Here is a 20,297-nt window from a genome sequence, read left to right as displayed (position 1 = left end):
GAGCTTTGTCGATAAACCTCTGAGCTTTGTCGATGAACCTTCGAGCTTTGTCGATGAACCTTCGAGCTTTATCGATGAACCTTCGAGCTTTGTCGATAAACCTCTGAGCTTTGTCGTTCATATGTAGCATCATCTTCACGATTAACAATCTGCCAAGCATCCTATTCCCAACACTGGAAATAAGGCAAAGGAGTTTTTATAAGTGGAGATAGAAAATTTTTGACAAGTATAGCAGCGTAAATAATTAAAGGTTTATAGTGATGATTTTAGTCCTCTTTGCGAAACGCTACACGAACAAATTAGGGCTGGAACACTTACCATAAAATAATCTTCAGATTTTTTATATTACTTAATATAGTTTGATTTATTCTCGCTGACTTAGTTAGTTTATCTAGGAACATTTGCAATTAAACCCGTAAAGCTGCATTTATTGCAACAATAAGCAACTGACAAATTTACTAAGGGACTTCCAAGAAATAAATTATCCAAATAAACGAACCACAGAGACGCAGAGAACACAGAGAGAAAAGAAATAAAGAGGATTTTTGTGTCAGTTTTGGGATATTTTTTTATTTGGAAGTCCCTAAGCGACTGCAAGTAAGGTTGGGACTAAGTTCGGACGTTCCTAATATTTACTACTTACTTAATATAAGTAAACAGCATTGAAGTAGCTGTTAGAAAACATGGTAATAAATTTATTAGTGACACTTATGGAATTGGAACAAAACCATGATTGATGAACAAGAAATAGAAAAATTGTGGCAAGCTTTCAAAGTATTAGACGTAGACGGCAACGGAGCAATCTCAACCGAGGAACTAGGGGAGGTAATGCGATCGCTAGGGCAAAATCCCACGGAAGCGGGGCTGCGTGACTTGATTAAGGAGATTGACGTTGACTTGTCAGGCACTATCGATTTTGAAGAATTTAAAACGCTGATGATTGCGAAAGTAGGCGATCGCCAAAGTCGCCTGAAGTTAGCCTTCAGTGCCTTTGATGAAGACGGTAGCGGTGAAATTACTGCCGTTGAACTGCGGACAGTGATGACTCAGTTTGGGCTGACAGACGCTGAATTGAAAGAAATGTTGCAGGAAGTAGATCATGATGGCGATGGCTCAATTGACTTTGAGGAATTCTGTCAGCTAGTACCGGAGGAGTCAGAAAGGAAAACTGGCTATCAAGACTCACCGATTTCCCTTAACAGTTCGCTCAAGACGGTTGCTACTTCCAATGAGGCCGCAGCAGCCAGCACCCAGGCGACGCCAGAAACAACGACTCCAGAGTTGGCACAGTTAAGAGAACAGTTAGCACAACAACCAAACTCACCGAATCAGAAAAAAAGCGGTACGTCCCCTTTGCAAATGCAGATTGGTTTGTTTCGTTTGATTCAAGGAGCAGCCTACCGCAGTTTCCGTGAGAGTTTCTCCGCAAATCACGAAACTCATTTGCGGGTGAAAAACTTGCCATACAAAATTACTGATTTTGTGGAGTTTGTTAAACAAGCGATCGCACTTTACAAAGCATTAGGTATAGTATCCGAAGATTGCTACCCCGTCCTGGATGCAGTGGTTGAATCAATTGCCGCTGAATATAACCGATTGCAGGAGCGGATCAAAAACTGGCAAACAGTGGCAAAGACACCAGAAATGTTGGCAGAACAGCAAGCGATTTTAGAGGCGCGGAGTAAATTTGCCAATGTCAAAGAAAAGTTTGCTGCCGGAGTCGAGTTTGCAATTACGATCAAAAAGAAAAGTCTCAGTTTGGGTGATATCGTAGAAGGTGTGTTGGCCATTAACGAACTCAATCGTCTGCGGGGAATCGAACTGAATGAAGAAATGGCTCCACCACCAACTAAATCTGCGGGAAATCCAAAGGACTATTTGCACAAGTGGAACCGCGTCATTCTCGGACAGGCAACTGAGGAAATAGATGGTGCAATCATGCCAGTAGCATACTGGTATGAAGATTTCATGCCGAAGTTGTTGGCGGCATTTAGTGTTTCTACCACAGCAGATATCCAAAACAACACCGTACCCAACGAGGCGGCTTTGGATGAATGGTATCAGTGTACAAAAAACTCAGGAGAATTTAACCGCTACGGGGCGGATGTTGCCGAAAATTTTCCCCGTTGCACTCCCAAACAGAAATTGATACTTAAACAAGCATGGCGGTTAACGCATCACTACCTGAATGGAGTGCAGAAACGCCGCGAACGCCTAGAATTTGGACGAGAATCAGGAGCGCTATCGCAGTATGTAGCATTCATTGATGTCTATCTAGATCGAACTGAAGTGAAGGATTCCCAAATGCGGGTCAGTTTCCCCTACTACATTGGCCCGGCAGTGTGGCGCTTCTTCCATACCACGGCTGAGATTGTGTCTACCAAGACACTCGAACAGCAAAAAGCCGCAGTCGCAATCTTCAAAGATTTCTTCCAACTGTTTGCCACAATGTATCCCTGTCCCTACTGCCGACACCACCTGAATATGTACGTTGTCCAAAATAAGGAAGTGGATATGTATCCTGTAGAATACCTGGTGCTTGGGCGCGACCCCAACCTGACTGACTTTGAGGTATCATTAGAGGCAAAATTATCCACCGTGGTAGATGGTTCTTCCCTGCGGTTATTCTTCTGGAAACTGCATAACACCGTTTCCTCCTCCATTGCGCGATCGGAAGAATGGTATCACAAGGATGAGAAAGCGTTCTACACCACCCGTTTTTGGCCCAGCCTTGACTCTGAATTAGCAAGAGCCAATGCACTCAAATACACCAGCATAGAAACTGCTCGCATCTACAACATCTATGGAATTCTCAAGCCATTGGCACGGCTGACAGGGGTAAAAACAGAATTGCCAAAGCTGCTAGAGAAAAGCGATGCAAACAATCTCAAGGAAGCGTGTATAGTTGCACAGAACCACATCAAAGATTTAGAAGAAGCTGTCATTATCGGGCAGTTTCTCCAAGAGACATACTACTTTGAACCTAGCCTTGTGGATAAACCCCCACTCTTCACCCCTGAAGAAGAAGAGTTTGCCCGAACTGGTATGTTTACAGAAACGATTTAAATACTTAGGAATGCTTTAATTCCCCTCCTTCAACGTTTCGTAGACAGGGGAATTATAGCGCGACCATTAAACACCCGTTTGCTTGACCTACAGCGTGCCAAATGCTTGCGGCTAACCTGCATTTCTCACAAGCTTGAGGGGAACAACTTACGGTTCGGTTAACAAAGATTATCTGTTGAGGCAAGCAGGGGGAGCAGGGAGAGAAGAGAAGCAGGGGAAGAGAAATTGCAATAACTACTTTTATCCTCCCCTGCTTATCCGAACCGTATTGCCCTGCCCCCCTGCCCCCTGCTGCCTATTTGTATCAACTTTCAAGCGAAATGGTAGCGGTGCGTTGAGCCAGTGCTGAGTCAAAATACCAGCCCCCAGTCATTCTTTCATCCAAGGCTTTTGAAACTTATTTTATAGAGACTGCCTCCTGCCTTTCTTGGGAGATGTTTAATGAGAATCGCCTTTGGTAGCTTGAAATATCGATGATATAAAGGAGACAATAAAAATAGTAAAAGTAAAAACTTGCCCCGAAAAGGCAATTTCAATGCTTTGAAAAGTTACAGCAGAGTTGGGATCTCACGCTGTATGTACCTTTAAATATCCTCTAAAATGACTGTTTAGAAGCGTCAAGGTCTAGTTTATAGAGGATTTTTTCTAAAAGATAACCACCGATGTAGCCTGTAACCGACACATGACCAATCGAGAGGAATTAATGAAGAACGAGTCAACGTTAGCAAGCAACGCCGACGTAAATTTCCTTATCGGTGGAGGTGAAATGGGTGCTAGGATGCGAGAACAGGATTGGTCAAAAACGTCCCTTGGCCCAACACAGCATTGGCCACAGAGTTTGAAGACTGCCGTGCGAATTATGCTAACTTCCCGTCAACCTATGTTTGTTTGGTGGGGCGAGGAACTGATTAATCTTTACAATGACGCTTACAAAACAATTATTGGCGGCAAACATCCAGAAGCACTTGGGCAGCCAGCTTCATACGTGTGGCGGGAAATTTGGGATCAGGTTGGACCTCGCGCCGAATCAGCGATGCTGAAAAATGAGGGTACTTACGACGAAGCTCTGCTGCTAATTATGGAGCGCAACGGCTATCCAGAAGAAACCTATTATACTTTTTCATATAGCCCGGTTCCTAATGACCAAGGCGACACAGGTGGGATCATCTGCGCTAATACAGAGGACACGCAGCGGATTATTAGTGAGCGTCAGTTGGCACTTTTGCGCGAACTAGCGGCGAGGACGGCAGACGCGCGGACATTCGATGAAGCCTGTACGTTGAGTGTGAGTTGTCTGGAGAGCAACCCTTACGATCTCCCTTTTGCAATGATTTATTTGGTCGATCCCGATAAGCAGCAAGTTTTTCTGGCTGGAACGTGCCGTATTGGCCAAAACCACGTAGCAGTTCCCGAAACAGTGGCTCTCGATGCTGATGGCGTTTGGCCCTTTGCAGAAGTGATTGGAACACATCAAGCCAAACTGATTTCCGGTTTGGAAATGTCTTTTAGTAGTCTACCTTGTGGTGTTTGGCTGCGATCGCCCCATCAAGCGATCGCAGTACCTATTGCCGCATCCGGTCAAACTGGAAAAGCTGGTATATTAATCGCTGGTTTGAACCCCTTCAGGCTATTCGATGACAATTATAAAGGATTCATTGATTTAGTTGCGGCTCAAATTGCAGCCAGTATCGCTAATGCCCAAGCTTACGAGGAAGAACGCAAACGTGCTGAAGCCTTGGCAGAAATTGATCGCGCGAAAACCGTCTTTTTCAGCAACGTCAGCCACGAGTTCCGTACCCCACTTACTCTAATGTTAGGGCCATTAGAGGACACCTTAACCACTTGTGCTACTCTGCTTCCAGCCAAAGAACGAGAGCAGCTAGAAATGGTGCAACGCAACGGACTTCGGCTGCTGAAACTGGTCAACAGCTTGTTAGACTTTTCACGCATTGAAGCCGGAAGGGTTCAAGCTTCTTATGAAGCCACTAACCTTGCCACCTTCACCGCAGAACTAGCTAGTGTATTTCGTTCCGCTGTAGAACGAGCAGGGATGCAGTTATCAGTTAATTGTCCTTCCTTGCCAGCACCAGTGTATGTAGATCGGGAGATGTGGGAAAAAATTGTTCTTAACCTGCTCTCGAATGCCTTCAAGTTCACGATGGTTGGAGAAATTGCGGTCAGTTTGCAGTGGTCAAATGACCATATTGAGTTTGCAGTCAAAGACACAGGAATCGGTATCCCACCCGCAGAAATCCCCTACCTTTTTGAACGATTCCACCGCGTCAAAGGGGCGCAAGGACGAACTTTTGAAGGATCAGGGATTGGATTGTCACTGGTGCAAGAATTGGTGCAAATGCATGGTGGAACAGTTCATGTTACCAGTCTTCTCGGAGCAGGCAGTTGCTTTACTGTGTCAATTCCAACAGGATATGCTCATTTGCCTCCAGACCGGATTAGTGCCCCGCGAACTTTAGCTTCAACCGCATTAGGTGCAAGACCTTATCTAGAAGAAGCCCTGCGGTGGCTACCGGAAGACGCAGGGGAGCAGGGGAGCAGGGGAGAAGGGGAGAAGGAAGTATTTTTCCCTCTGCCTCTGTGCCCCTCTGCTCCCTCTGCTCGGATTCTCTTGGCTGACGACAACGCAGATATGCGCGATTATGTCAATCGGCTATTAAGTCAGCAATATGAAGTGGAAGCAGTGCCAAACGGTTTAACTGCTTTGGAGTCTGCTCGTGGACGTGTCCCAGATTTGGTACTGACAGATGTGATGATGCCTGGATTAGATGGCTTTGGACTGCTGCAAGCATTACGAGCCGATCCGCAAACGCAAAAAGTTCCAATCATCCTGTTGTCGGCACGGGCGGGGGAAGAGGCACGGGTGGAAGGGTTAGAAGCAGGAGCCGATGATTATCTGATTAAACCTTTCTCTGCCCGGGAATTGTTGGCACGGGTAGAGGCAGCCTTAAAAATGGCTCGTCTCCGCCAAGAGGCAATGGAACGCGAGCAAGGGTTGCGAATTGAAGCTGAGGTCGCCAAAGCACACCTAGAGACTGTCATAGCTGGCATCCAAGACCAGTTCTTTGTGTTGGATCGAGAGTGGCGTTATACCTTTGTCAATGAACAGGTAGCAGAAGTTGTTGGCATCCCCAAGGAAGAGTTGCTAGGTAAGATAATTTGGGAGGTGTTTCCCGATATGGTTAAAAGCGAGTTTGATACCGAGGTGCATCGGGCGAAGGCACAAAACACCGTTGTTCAGTTTGAATACTTTTATGCGCCTTGGCAGCGCTGGTTTGAGAACCGCGTCTACCCTTTTGCAGAAGGGGTAAGCATTTTTGTTACAGAAATTAGCGATCGCAAACAGGCAGAAAAAGCACTTCGTGAAAGCGAAGAAAAGTTCCGCAACATGGCTGATAATGCCCCCTTCATGGTTTGGGTGACAGATACCAATAGCTACTGTACTTACCTCAGTCAAAGCTGGTACGATTTTACAGGCCAGAACGAGGAAATGGGTCTGGGATTTGGCTGGTTAAATGCTGTGCATCCAGAGGATTACAATGATGCTAGTAATGCTTTCCTGGAAGCTACCAGTAGCTGCTCGGCTTTCCGTATGGAGTACCGCTTGCGGCGCCAAGACGGTGAATATCGCTCTTGCATTGATGCCGCTAATCCGTGGTTTGGGGTGGACGGTCAGTTTAAAGGTTATATCGGCTCAGTGATTGACATTACCGAACGCAAAGTCGCAGAAGCCGAACGCGATCGCCTCCTAGAACTTGAGCAAGCTGCCAGAACTGAAGCCGAAAGAGCCAACCGGATTAAAGATGAGTTTCTGGCAGTACTTTCCCATGAATTGCGATCGCCTCTCAATCCGATTCTTGGTTGGGCGAGACTTTTGCAGACTCGTGAGTTTGACGCAGTAGCTCTGAAGAAAGCGATCGCAACTATCGAGCGGAATGCTCAATTACAAGCTCAATTAATTGAAGATTTGCTCGATGTCTCTCGGATCTTACAAGGCAAGCTCAACCTGAAGATGTTACCTGTCAATCTAGTACTTGTGATTGAGGGGGGATTAGAAACAGTCCGTTTGGCAGCAGAAGCTAAAAATATTCAAATTCAGACGATGCTGGATGCTTCTTTCGGGCAAGTTTTGGGTGATTCTAGTCGTTTACAACAAGTTATTTGGAATCTCTTATCGAATGCCGTTAAATTCACTCCTGAAGGAGGAAAAATTGATATTCAACTAGAGTGCGTTGACGCTCAAGCTGAGATTACCGTCAGCGACACAGGTAAGGGAATCAGCCCTGAGTTTCTACCTTATGTGTTTGAATATTTTCGTCAGGCTGATGGCACGACAACCCGAAAATTTGGTGGATTGGGGTTAGGGTTAGCAATTGTGCGTCATTTGATCGAATTACATGGCGGCACGATTCAGGCAGAAAGTTTAGGTGAAGGGCAAGGAGCTATTTTTCGAGTTAGGCTACCACTAATTAAAAAAGATTTAACCCCAAAACAAGACATAAATATTGCTGCATTAAATTCTTCTCCTCCGACTGAAATTCTTGCAGGCATCCAAATCTTAGTTGTAGATGATGACGATGATACCCGTGACTTCCACACATTTGTGCTAGAGCAAGCTGGAGCAATGGTGACAGCAGTGACATCAGCAAAAGAAGCATTACAAGTTTTGGCAGAGTCAGAACCAGATATGCTGCTCAGTGATATTGGGATGCCAGAGATAGATGGCTATATGCTGATGCGCCAAATTAAAGCATTGCAGGCAAACCAAGCCAAACAAATTCCGGCGATCGCTTTAACTGCTTATGCCGGAGAAATCAATCAGCAACAAGCACTTGAATCAGGGTTTCAAAAGCATCTGTCAAAACCTGTCGAACCAGATGAGTTAATCAAGGCAATTGCAACTCTAATTGGTAGAAGTGGGAATATTTGAGTATTCAGTTGCGGTGCATAAACTGCGTCAATATCTCTACAGGAGGAATTGATAAATTTACTCGTTGAAGAAATACCAAGATTAGATATTTTTCCCGGAAAAATTTGCCCTCATCCCCCAATACTGTTCGGTTAAGGCAATAAACGCGATGAATCGCCGTCTTTGTGATGATATCGCATCTTTGTGAGCTAAAATTTTCATCAAAAAACCTTAACCAAACCTATTGTCCCAAAAATTTATTAACTTTTATCAAATATTTTGTTGCTTATTGAGGTAGATTCATTCTTCAAAAAGATATATTTACTCTAAATTAATCTAGCTAACATCTGTTCATAATCTGGCTAATTATGCCTTTTTTTGCTAATTATATTATTAATACAACTCCTCCTTATTGTTGCTTGATTGCACAAAACACATTGGCAATTATTTGGGCTTTTAGTATAAATTTTGGTATGTGTTACTGAGTCACTTACTTATCTAAATTATTCAGCTTACTTAACTCATCAAATCTTCATGTATTTGAAGTGTGTTTTATCTTTTACAGTAAAAATAGTGGGAATAATAAAATAAATTGGATTAAGCAAATTATTTAGCTATGAGCCAAATATGTCCTATCTCCAAAACCTGTGCTTGTCGCAATGTTGCACGCTGCCGGAGTAAGGAAGCAGGTAGGCTCTTTCTCTGGTTCCCCGTTCCACATACCCTGATAAAAGTCACCTCCTACCTACAGCAGTTTGACCTTAAGTATGAACTGATGCACGAGCGACCAGGTTTGAGTTTGGAGTGTAGACCCGGACAGTCTCTAGAAATTGCCCGTAATCTGGCAAAACTACTTGCACCAAGAGAATTAAAAGAGACGCAAGTCCTTTTCATTCAAGGCACTATCCAACCTCAACTCCATGATTTTAGTGACATAGCCTCATTACAACGCTTCATTAAGTTGAACCAATCCGACTGGCTGATTGAAATGCTGACAACAGAACGATTTACCAGTTACTTTCAACCAATTGTCTCAATTAACGATACATCGCAAATTTTTGGATATGAATCGCTCTTGCGAGGGGTGGATGAAGAAGGTAATTTAGTTCTACCGACACCAATTCTGGAGTTAGCAACCGAAGCCGGACTTATACCACAACTCGACCAAGTTGCTCGTCTGAGCGCCATCACTCAATTCAGCCGCTATCAAGTGAATGGGCACATCTTTATTAATTTTGCACCAACGTCACTTTATGACCCAGTTTTTTGCCTACGCAGTACGGTAGAGGCAATTGATACTGCCGGAATTTCCCACGAGCGGGTTGTTTTTGAAGTCGTGGAGTCAGACAATCCTCAAGATTTAGCCCACCTCAAGGCAGTGCTGCAATACTACCGGAATGCTGGATTTTTAGTCGCTCTTGACGATCTTGGTTCTGGCTATTCCAGCCTAAACTTGCTGCATCAGTTACGTCCAGACTTTATCAAGCTGGATATGGAGTTAATTCGAAATGTACATCAAGACCTTTACAAAGCTTCGATTACCGAGAAACTGCTAGAGATTACTCAAAAGTTAAACATTCAGACCGTTGCTGAAGGAATTGAGTGCATTGAGGAACTGAACTGGCTACGAGAACGAGGCGCAAATCTTGCCCAAGGCTATTTGATTGGTAAACCCAGTGCAGTGCCTGTCACTACAACCCCTTACTTTGATCCGATCACGTTAACTGTAGCATCGGCACATTCTGGGCAGGTTGAACATGTTCAACACCAAAGCGAGTCTGAGCGAATTGTCGCAGATGTCACGCAGCGCATTCGCCAATCCTTGGAGTTAGACGAGATTTTGCAAACCACAGCAACGGAAGTGCAACAGCTGTTTGAGGTAGACCGAGTACTGATTTACCAGTTTGAGCCAGACTGGAGTGGGTTAGTCGCTGTAGAATCCTTAGCAGAAGGGTGTATATCCATTCTGGGATTTCACGTCATGGATACCTGCTTTCAATCCACGCGTGCAGCTTACTATCAACAAGGTAACACCAGAGCGATTGAAGACATTGAAACTGCGGGCCTATCACCTTGTCATATTGACCTCCTGAGAAGTCTGCAAATCCGGGCAAATCTTGTCGTACCAATTTTGCAGCAAGAGCGTTTGTGGGGATTATTGATTGCTCACCAATGCTGTCAGCCCAGACAATGGCAGCAATCGGAGATTAACTTGTTTAACCAGTTAGCAGGTCAAGCTGCGATCGCTATTCAGCAATCAGAACTTTACCACCAATTACAACAAGCAAACCAGGAATTACAGCGCCTTGCCTGTTCCGATGGTCTAACCCAAGTGGCAAATCGACGCTGCTTTGATGACACATTGAACACGCAGTGGCAATGGTTGGCACGAGAGCAAAGTTCGCTATCTTTGATTTTGTGTGATGTCGATTACTTTAAGTTTTACAACGATACGCATGGACATCTGGCAGGAGATGATGCACTTAGACAGGTTGCGAAGGCAATCTCTCAGGCAGTTAAACACCCCGCTGATTTAGTTGCTCGTTATGGCGGAGAAGAGTTTGCAGTTATTTTACCGAATACTGATATTGAAGGGGCGATCGCAGTTGCAAGAGATATTCAGATCAATGTTAGTGCATTACAAATGCCTCATCCCCATTCTCAGGTCAGTGAATTCATTACCCTAAGTCTTGGTGTGGCAACTATCACTCCTCATAGCCAATTATCTCCTGCAATCTTAATTGCTGCTGCTGACCAAGGACTCTACCAAGCAAAAGCACAAGGAAGAAATTGTGTGGTGCAGATGGATTGTGAGAATGCTGATGCTAAATAAGCTAATGCGCTTGTAAGTTGCATAGTTCAAATCGCTATAAAGATTTAAAGGCGCGAATATAACGCTTCTCGAATGGAAGCAATACATTTTGACCTCACTTCCATTCCTCTTTCCTAAAAGGAGAGAGGCTTTGATGCTCCTCCCCAACGCTAGCTCTTAAGGGACTGGGGGTTAGGTCTGTATTTCACGCAATTGAGAACCGCTATATACGTGGGCGAAAAAACCCATTAACCCACTATCTACGCGCAATTATTGCAGTGCAAACCAGAGAAACGCTCTCATGCCAACTTCACTTTTGTCACGCTTACTAGCTTTCGTTGGAAGGATCATCATTCCCCCTGACAGTACCAGTAAATCTTTTTCAATGCTAGCCGTTGCTGAAATGACTTTTCAGGAATCCCAATGGGACAAGAACCTTTTCTCGATTGGATAGATTCAGGGGTAATCATCTATCAGCATCGCTTAAGTAAAGCGGCATCAATAATTAAAGGTTTATAGTGAGATCAAATGAGGGATTCAGCCCTCACTACAAACTAATCTCAAGATTTTTTACATTACTTAATTTACTTCGATTTATTCTCACTTACTTAGAGTAGGTGAAGGTAAAACGAAAAGTGAATATATGAATAGAATGTTAATGACTTGACAAGTTGTGGTTATATGAAATAATAATCATCTATGTATAGAAATACCTTGATGCTCTCAATATATTTTCATATACAACTGTTAAAATCATTCAGTTTTATGTTCATGTATGAATGTATTAATTATTTTGGCTGAAGTCAGCTTAATAATCTTTGTTTTTTTATTACTGAACTGGGTTTTAAGCAAATTATTCCAGCTATTTACTAAAACCTTTATACCTAAAAGCGATAATAGAAGTATCAAAACCCTCCGCCGAAATATCACTGGGTTATTGTTACTTGCTTGTGTAGTGTCGTGCATTTTGATTGTGGGTGCTAATGGTTATCTAGTTTATCGCGGTGAAAACCTTCAAGAATACACACTCTTGTTGATTGAGGGCATCCCATCAGGATTTTGGGTGACACTAGGAATTGGCATAGCTAAGAGTATTGGCACTTTGATTTTAGCGGCGATCGCCCTGAAATTTCTAAAATATTGGCTGAAGGCAGCCAGCACTCGCGCCAAGAACTTAGAAAAGAATACTGCTGACGATGAAAGTATTGATGCTTTCTTTAACGCTTTTTATAACAGAATTAGTGGTGGAATCTGGCTGTGGGCTATCATCTTGTGTGCCCAGTTTCTCAAATTACCAGCAACAATTTCGGAATATTTGTACATCGCGCTGCGAATCTATCTAATCATTGCCGTCGGGTTACTTATAATCAAAGCAGTCGCTGCGATCGTTGATAGCCTAGATGCTCTCAGCATCAGATACTCCAATCCTGATAACCTGCTGAGATTCTACGACCGCCTCCGACACCTGATACCATTTTTAAAGCGCTGCTTGGAATTTGTGATTTATGTCTGCATGGCAACATTAGTGATTCAGCAGGTGCAGTTAATTGCCAATGTCGCAACTTTTGGCCCGCGAATTATCAAGATAATCGGTATCGTCTTCATTAGTCGCGTATTGTTTGAAGTCGTTTACTTACTTATTGAAGAGGTGCTGTTCAAAGACCAGACTCTAACTGATATTCAAAGAAGTAGACGCCTGACGCTCGTTCCTTTGTTTCGTAGTTTCTTACAATACTTAATTTACTTTGGGGCTACCGTTTTCATTCTCTATGCCCTAAGTATCGATCCAACTCCCATACTTGCGGGTGCTGGTATTGTCGGCATTGCTGTCGGGTTAGGGGCACAAACACTAATTAACGATATTGTCTGTGGCTTCTTTATTCTGTTTGAAAACTACTACTTAGTCGGTGACTATATTGAAGCTGGAAAAGCCGAAGAGAAAGTTGTCGAAGGTATTGTCGAGGCGATTGAACTGCGAACCACTCGTGTCAGACATCCTAATGGTCAATTGCAGATTATTCAAAATGGGAATATTGGCTCAATTACTAATTACTCCAAACAGTATATCTTTGCAGTAGTAGAAGTTGGTGTGCCTTATGATTCCAACTTAGCGCACGTGTACAAAGTCATTGAGGAGGTAGGACAGCAGTTAAAAGCAGACGATCCAGATGTACTCGAAGGCACACAGGTGGATGGAGTCGAAAGTCTGGGAGAGTCTAACTTGTTGCTACGGACATTGACGAAAGTAAAGCCAGGAAAACATCTTCAGATTCAGCGCGTTCTTCGGAAGATTTTTACGAATGCACTGCTGCGGGAAGGAATTGTAATTCCCGTGCGCGCTGAAAGTGGCGAAGGTTAATTTGGCATTTTCTTTTAACAAGAAATAACTCAGGAGTCATTTAATTTAGGATTTTTCCTTCAATCAAAAATCCCAAATTGGCAGAGTAACTTATTTGAAATTGCAATATGAATTATACCCTCATCGCCCAAGCCGTAGAATCTGCATCAAAAGCTTCTGTTGTAGTACCAGCACCTCCAACTTTTCCAACGGGTGGACAAATTACCTCTTTCTTTTATACATTCGGCGCATCTATAGTTGTTGTATTTATACTCTATATATTACTTTTCTATCTACTGCGATCGTTTTTTCGCCGCACAGAAAAAGATATAGCCCTGTTTATCCTTGGGATCTTACAAATCCCTGCGATCGCGCCTAGAAGAACAAGAGTAGCCGCGATTTCTAATCGCCTGGTATATTTGCAAAAGTGAGATGCTCCCGTTACCAGTTCTGAGTAAAGATGTCAGATTCCCTACTCCTTTACTCAGCACTACTATTTAGTCTCTAATCGCCATCAGCCTAACCAATTAATTTCTGCCAGCTAGCAGGCCCGATAATGCCATCGGCATCTAAACCATTTTGCTTTTGAAAGTTCTTAACTCCAACTTCTGTTTGCGAACCGTAGACGCCATCATTCTCAACACCTAAACGGTATTGTAAGTATCTGACAACTGCACCACCGGCATGGTTTGGTCTGATAATTCGTTTTGCCAAAATTAGATTTATGGCATTCCATGTAGTTGCGTCAGCAATTCCAGTCGGCTGAACTGCGATAATAGTCTGAAATTTTTCTACGGCAGACTTGGTGTTAGCCCCCGTGAAGCCATCTTCCACTAACGCCTTACCATTTTTATCGGTTATTTTTAGTCTATTTAAGGATTTTTGCAGTCTGAGAATAGTCGCATCTATGTTCTCCTCTTCATCTGGTACAGGGTTAACAGGGGCACTTGGCAGTTTACCAGTTAAGCCTTTAACAATTGCATTAGCCATTGCTTCAGGATTAAAAAGATTCATATCTTTTTGCGAATCGAGGAAGCAACATTCTATCAAGATAGCAGGCATATCTGTATTTTTCAGAACATACAAGTGGGAACCACTCTTAACGCCACGATTAAAAAATCCTAACTTGATGATTTCATCTAATACAGGTTTAGCAATTTTTCTGCCTGTATCGCTAGTCGCATATACTTCTGTGCCGTTAGCTTGGTTGTTAAAAGCATTAAAATGAATCGAGACGTAAATATCTACTTTACTGGAATTAGCTGTAGAACATCTTTTTGAGAGTGAGTCACGGACTGTATTAGCACTACTTGGTCTACATACTACGACTTCATTTCCTAAAGCTCTTAACTTGGCTATAACTCTATTACCTACATCTAAAGTTAAATTATCCTCGAATTTAATACCTCTAGCTCCTGTATCTGGTGGACAATTGTGCCCGCTATCAATTCCGAATTTCATTATTTCATCCTCAACTTACTTGTTTTTACACTAGTTCAAAACTCTTATAATTATATAGACAAAGTTTGGTTAATAGCTTTTTGAAAATACTTATTAGCAATGAATGCATTATTTTCAGCCTTACTACGCTATTAGACGAAATAAGTTTTTCTGCAAACCAGAACAGCAAATTTTATTTGGTAAAATCCACTAATTCAAAGCTATATTTTAACCAAAAACACAACTATTATAAGTTAACAATATCGAGAATAACCAGTAAATTTTTGCAATAAATTGAAATCTAGCAATTGCCCCCATTATTTAGATAATAACGCTTTCTAAAAGTGGGAAGCCATGACAAATGTACTTAGTTAGATGCCCAAATCCCTAAACCGAACGCACCCCCTGATGTGAACCTGGGTTTATAAGGTCGTAAACCCTTGAGAGACTCTACCCTTGGCTTCCTGTTAACCCTGAGCAGCTTAACACATAATGCTTTACAGTATTAATGAATACGCGATCGCTTCTAATGTCTTTGCAGAACGTCAAGATAGAGAGTTGTTTTCGCTTATACATCAATGGCGGCATACTGCCACTGAGTTTAACTGAAGATTAGATATTACCGAGTTGCGTACATTCACAAACCTGTCACCACAAGAAATTCGTTCGCTATACGAAGCGCTACAGGAATCGAAAGTGTTCAATGATGCACTTAATTTGACTCAACACATCACAACTTTTTTGAAATCAAAATATCCCAAAGGCAGTGGTGATAATGAAGTTCTAACTCCTTCAAGGAACCACTGACCGGAATCTGTAGGTAGATATTTAACAATCAGCCTGAAAGCACGTTTAAAATTTAAGTAAAGAAATATTTCGTAGCTTACAGGCATGAAACGCATCGTCTTGGTTGCTGGGTTTGAATCATTCAACGCTGACTTGTACAGAAAAGCAGCCTTTTTGGCTAACTCTCGCTGTCCTGAGTTGGATATTCGGGTATTTAGCGATCGCGATCTTACCAATAAACGCACTGAGGTAGAAACAGCACTTGATGGCGCTGATGTGTTTTTTGGTAGCCTACTATTTGATTATGACCAGGTTGTGTGGTTGCGCGATCGCATTGCCCAAATTCCCATCCGTCTAGTCTTTGAGTCAGCCTTAGAATTGATGAGTTTAACCAAGGTGGGTGACTTTGCCATTGGCGACAAGCCCAAAGGAATGCCCAAACCAGTTAAATTCATTCTTGACAAATTTAGCAACGGACGAGAAGAAGACAAACTCGCTGGTTACATCAGCTTCTTAAAAATTGGTCCCAAACTACTGAAATATGTCCCAGTCCAAAAAGTCCAAGACTTACGCAACTGGTTAATTATCTATGGTTACTGGAATGCTGGCGGTTCAGAAAACGTAGCTTCATTATTCTGGACACTAGCAGAAAAATATTTAAATTTAAAAGTCGGCGACATTCCCCCGTTAATTGAAACCCCCAACATCGGATTACTCCACCCCGATTATCAAGGATTTTTTGAATCCCCTCGCGAGTATTTAGAATGGTATAAAACCCATTGTAGAGACGCGATGAATCGCGTCTCCCCAGTTATCGGAATTCTCCTCTACCGTAAACACGTCATCACCAAACAACCCTACATTCCCCAACTAATTCGCAGTTTTGAAAAAGCCGGGTTAACTCCTTTACCCATCTTCATCAACGGCGTAGAAGGACATGTGGCGGTACGAGATTTAATGACAACCGACTATGAAATTCAGCAACGACAACTAGGCAATATAGAAACTCCCTCACTATCTAGTGAAGCAGTAAAAATAGATGCGATCGTTTCGACAATTGGCTTTCCTCTGGTGGGTGGCCCAGCTGGTTCAATGGAAGCTGGCCGTCAAATAGAAGTAGCAAAGCGCATCCTCACTGCCAAGAATGTACCTTATATTGTTGCTGCACCATTATTAATTCAAGATATTTCCTCGTGGACGCGCCAAGGTATCGGCGGATTGCAAAGTGTGGTGTTGTATGCGTTACCAGAATTGGATGGGGCTATTGATACCGTTCCCCTTGGTGGTTTGGTGGGCGAAAATATTTATCTGGTTCCCGAACGGGTGGAACGATTAATTGGTAGGGTAAAAACTTGGGTGGCTTTGCGACAAAAACCTGCTTCGGAACGCAAGATTGCAATTATTTTATATGGGTTCCCGCCAGGTTATGGTGCTGTAGGCACAGCTGCATTATTAAATGTACCGTGTAGTTTGCTGAAGTTTCTCCACGCACTGAAAGAACAAGGTTATACCGTCGGAGATTTACCGGAAGATGGGGAAGAATTGATTCGCTGGGTGAAAGAAGCGGATGAAGCTAATTCTCTTGTGGGGCAGTCGTCTCGCCTGCCCCTAGATAATGGCGGGCAAGATGCTCACCCCATAAATACTGTTAGCGCCCGTACCCTAGAAAAATGGTTGGGATATCTGCAAACCTCCCGTATTGAAAAACAATGGAAATCTTTGACGGGAACTGGTATTAAAACTTATGGCGATGAGTTTCAGATTGGTGGTGTGCAATTAGGTAATGTGTGGATAGGTGTACAACCACCTTTGGGGATACAAGGCGACCCGATGCGCTTAATGTTTGAACGGGATTTAACGCCACATCCGCAATATGCGGCTTATTATAAATGGTTGCAAAATGAGTTTCAAGCTGATGCTTTAGTTCACTTTGGAATGCACGGAACGGTGGAATGGTTGCCTGGTTCTCCGTTGGGGAATACGGGTTATTCTTGGTCGGATATTCTGTTAGGAAATTTGCCTAATCTATATATATATGCGGCGAATAATCCTTCTGAATCGATGTTGGCGAAACGTCGCGGTTATGGTGTGTTGATTTCTCATAATGTGCCTCCTTATGGTCGTGCAGGTTTGTATAAGGAATTGGTGGCGTTGCGGGATTTGATTGCGGAGTATCGGGAAGATCCACAAAAGAATTATGTTTTGAAGGAAGGAATTTGTAAAAAAATTGTGGACTCTGGGTTGGATGCAGATTGTCCGTTTGAGGATGCTAAACGGTTGGGGATTGCGTTTACTCCTGAAAATGTGCGGATGTTTAGCGGTCATGCTTTTGATGATTATTTGGTGGAGTTGTATGGATATTTGCAGGTTTTAGAGAATCGGTTGTTTTCTTCGGGGTTGCATACTTTGGGGGAAAAGCCGAGTGAGGAGGAGTTGGGGGCTTATTTGGAGGCTTATTTTGGAGACGAACCGCAGAGGCGCGGAGAACACAGAGAGGAGAGAGAGGAGGAGGAAAGGGTAATAAGGGATTTGTTGATGCAGTCTACGGATGAGTTGACGAATTTGTTGAGGGGGTTGAATGGGGAATATATTCCGCCTGCGCCTGGGGGGGATTTGTTAAGGGATGGGGCTGGGGTTTTGCCGACTGGGAGGAATATTCATGCTTTAGATCCTTATCGGATGCCTTCGCCTGCGGCGTATGAACGGGGGCGGGAAATTGGTAAAAAAATTATTGCCCAGCATTTGGAGGAGTATGGGAAATATCCTGAAACAGTGGCGGTGATGTTATGGGGATTGGATGCGATTAAAACTAAGGGTGAATCTTTGGGGATTTTGTTGGAGTTGGTGGGGGCTGAACCTGTTAAGGAAGGAACTGGTAGGGTTGTTCGTTATGAGTTGAAGCCGTTGGCGGAGGTTGGACATCCCCGGATTGATGTGTTGGGTAATTTGTCTGGGATTTTTCGGGATAGTTTTGTAAATATTATCGAATTGTTGGATGATTTGTTTCAACGGGCGGCTGATGCTGATGAATCGGAAGATCAGAATTTTATTAGAAGACACGCTTTAGCTTTAAAAGCCCAAGGTGTAGAAAATGCATCGGCGAGATTGTTTTCTAATCCAGCGGGTGATTTTGGTTCTTTGGTGAATGATAGGGTGGTTGATGGTAACTGGGAATCTGGTGAGGAGTTAGGCAATACTTGGCAAAGCCGCAATGTATTCAGCTACGGGAGAGAAGATAAAGGTCAAGCTAGACCGGAAGTTTTGAATACGTTGTTAAAAACTAGCGATCGCATTGTTCAAGAAATCGATTCGGTAGAATATGGTTTAACTGATATTCAAGAATATTATGCCAATACGGGCGGTTTGAAAAAGGCAGCAGAAAAACAAGGCGGTAAGAAGGTTACAACCAGTTTTGTGGAAAGTTTCTCGAAGGATACTACACCGCGCAATTTAGATGATTTGTTGCGAATGGAGTATCGCACTAAGTTGGTAAATCCCAAATGGGCGCAAGCGATGGCGAATCAAGGTTCTGGTGGTGCTTTTGAAATTTCCCAACGGATGACGGCGTTAATTGGTTGGGGTGGTACTGCTGATTTTACTGATGATTGGGTATACGATCAAGCGGCTGATACTTATGCGTTAGATGCAGAGATGGCGGATAAATTACGCAAGGCAAATCCTGAAGCTTTTCGCAATATTCTAGGGAGAATGTTAGAGGCGCATGGACGGGGTTTCTGGGAAGCTGATAGTGATAAGTTAGATAAATTGCGGCAATTATATGAGTTAACAGATGAGGAATTGGAGGGTGTTAAGTAGGTCGGCGTAAAAATTTTTCGTTGGGATGAGGCCAAAGGAAAGAGGGTTTTTTGCCTCCATCTCCAAGTCGTTGGTACAGCAATGATCGACAGGAGTCTTTATAAGGCGATCGCTGCTTGAATTGGGAAAAATTATTTTAAAATTTAGTTGGGATTTCAATCCTATTCAAATCTTCCCCTGTCCCTAGTTCACAGTGCTATTAACACAAGATCATAAAATTATGCAGCAAGGCGGCATGAACGAAGAGGAAAAAGAATATTTAGACTATGAAGACGACAACCCAGCATTATCTAAAGTCATAGAAAGGAACATTCGCACTATCATCCGCCTTCGGGTCAAGGCTGCAAATAAGCGAAACTTACAAGACCGAATTGCCGATCTTATTACCTCTTTCTCAGGACACATAGTTTTTGTTTACGTACATATAGTCTGGTTTGGTGCTTGGATTGTTTTGAACACTGGAAAAATCGGTGTATATCCTTTCGATCCATTTCCCTACGGATTGTTGACAATGGTGGTATCTCTGGAAGCGATTTTTCTGTCAACATTTGTGTTAATTAGTCAAAATCGCCTCAGTGAAGAAAGTGAGTATCGTGCCAACTTAAATTTACAAATTTCACTAGTGACCGAGCATGAAGTAACACGAGTATTGCAAATGCTTGATGCAATTCAAGATAAAATGGGCATTGAAAATGATGAAGATAGTGAGCTTGCTGACTTAGAAATGGAAACTAAGCCGGAAGATGTGCTAGTTGAAATTGAACGGCTCCAACAGTTGGCGCTTAAAAGAAAAAAATTCAGAAATCGTCACCAAAGAGAATAACAGCGATCGCTTAACCCAGTAATTTTATGCTTTTAACAGCTTGGGGCGCACCACCACTTGCAGATTGAGCCTTTTCCTGACCAAGCCCTCCTGCCTTGCCCGTTGAGAAATTTTAATTTCCCCTATTATCATTAGAATCAGTATGCCTTACTAGTGCAAATCAAATCTGAATATCTGTCACTACTAGGGAAATTCGATAGTTAAATAACTACGTACTCCAAGCTAATCAGATTATCAAAGATTTGTTGCTATAACGAGTACCAGAAAAGCTAGAAGCAGTAAATGAGAGTTA

At 43.0% G+C, this 20,297-nt stretch carries 8 protein-coding genes; 7 read left to right on the top strand and 1 reads right to left on the bottom strand.

Annotation, left to right across the window (positions count from 1 at the left end; translation table 11 throughout):
• Positions 1-729: 729 nt before the first annotated feature.
• From HWQ42_RS21365 to HWQ42_RS21345, 5 genes are all read left to right on the top strand, one after another.
• Entirely contained in the window at positions 730-3,066 is a 2,337-nt protein-coding gene (locus HWQ42_RS21365) for an EF-hand domain-containing protein (protein WP_292815922.1), read from the top strand.
• A gap of 703 nt (positions 3,067-3,769) precedes the next feature.
• Positions 3,770-8,011 (top strand): ATP-binding protein, encoded by a 4,242-nt coding sequence (locus tag HWQ42_RS21360; RefSeq protein ID WP_292815920.1) that lies wholly within the window; start codon positions 3,770-3,772, stop codon positions 8,009-8,011.
• 595 nt (positions 8,012-8,606) lie between these two features.
• The gene (locus HWQ42_RS21355) at positions 8,607-10,823 is read left to right on the top strand and encodes an EAL domain-containing protein (RefSeq protein ID WP_292815918.1); all 2,217 of its coding nucleotides are present in this window, start codon (positions 8,607-8,609) and stop codon (positions 10,821-10,823) included.
• 754 nt (positions 10,824-11,577) lie between these two features.
• Positions 11,578-13,161, top strand: coding sequence for a mechanosensitive ion channel family protein (locus tag HWQ42_RS21350; protein WP_292815916.1), 1,584 nt, complete (start codon positions 11,578-11,580; stop codon positions 13,159-13,161).
• Between the two features lie 107 nt (positions 13,162-13,268).
• The gene (locus HWQ42_RS21345; protein ID WP_292815914.1) at positions 13,269-13,571 is read left to right on the top strand and encodes a hypothetical protein; all 303 of its coding nucleotides are present in this window, start codon (positions 13,269-13,271) and stop codon (positions 13,569-13,571) included.
• Positions 13,572-13,659: 88 nt separating this feature from the next.
• On the opposite strand, the gene HWQ42_RS21340 is transcribed toward HWQ42_RS21345, so the two are convergent.
• Complete coding sequence (locus tag HWQ42_RS21340) at positions 13,660-14,601, bottom strand: N-acetylmuramoyl-L-alanine amidase (protein ID WP_292815912.1); 942 nt, start codon at positions 14,599-14,601, stop codon at positions 13,660-13,662.
• A gap of 870 nt (positions 14,602-15,471) precedes the next feature.
• Between HWQ42_RS21340 and bchH the strand changes: the two genes are divergently transcribed.
• Positions 15,472-19,182, top strand: a complete 3,711-nt coding sequence (gene bchH / locus HWQ42_RS21335; protein ID WP_292815910.1) for a magnesium chelatase subunit H — start codon at positions 15,472-15,474, stop codon at positions 19,180-19,182.
• A 235-nt stretch (positions 19,183-19,417) separates the two neighbouring features.
• The gene (locus HWQ42_RS21330; protein WP_292815908.1) at positions 19,418-20,005 is read left to right on the top strand and encodes a DUF1003 domain-containing protein; all 588 of its coding nucleotides are present in this window, start codon (positions 19,418-19,420) and stop codon (positions 20,003-20,005) included.
• Positions 20,006-20,297: the final 292 nt, after the last annotated feature.

The organism is Nostoc sp. JL23, from assembly GCF_017115065.1.
In the GTDB taxonomy this organism is placed as follows: domain Bacteria; phylum Cyanobacteriota; class Cyanobacteriia; order Cyanobacteriales; family Nostocaceae; genus Nostoc; species Nostoc punctiforme_A.
Note: the sequence above shows the minus strand (reverse complement) of the source record. Positions and strands in the feature narration are given on the sequence as shown.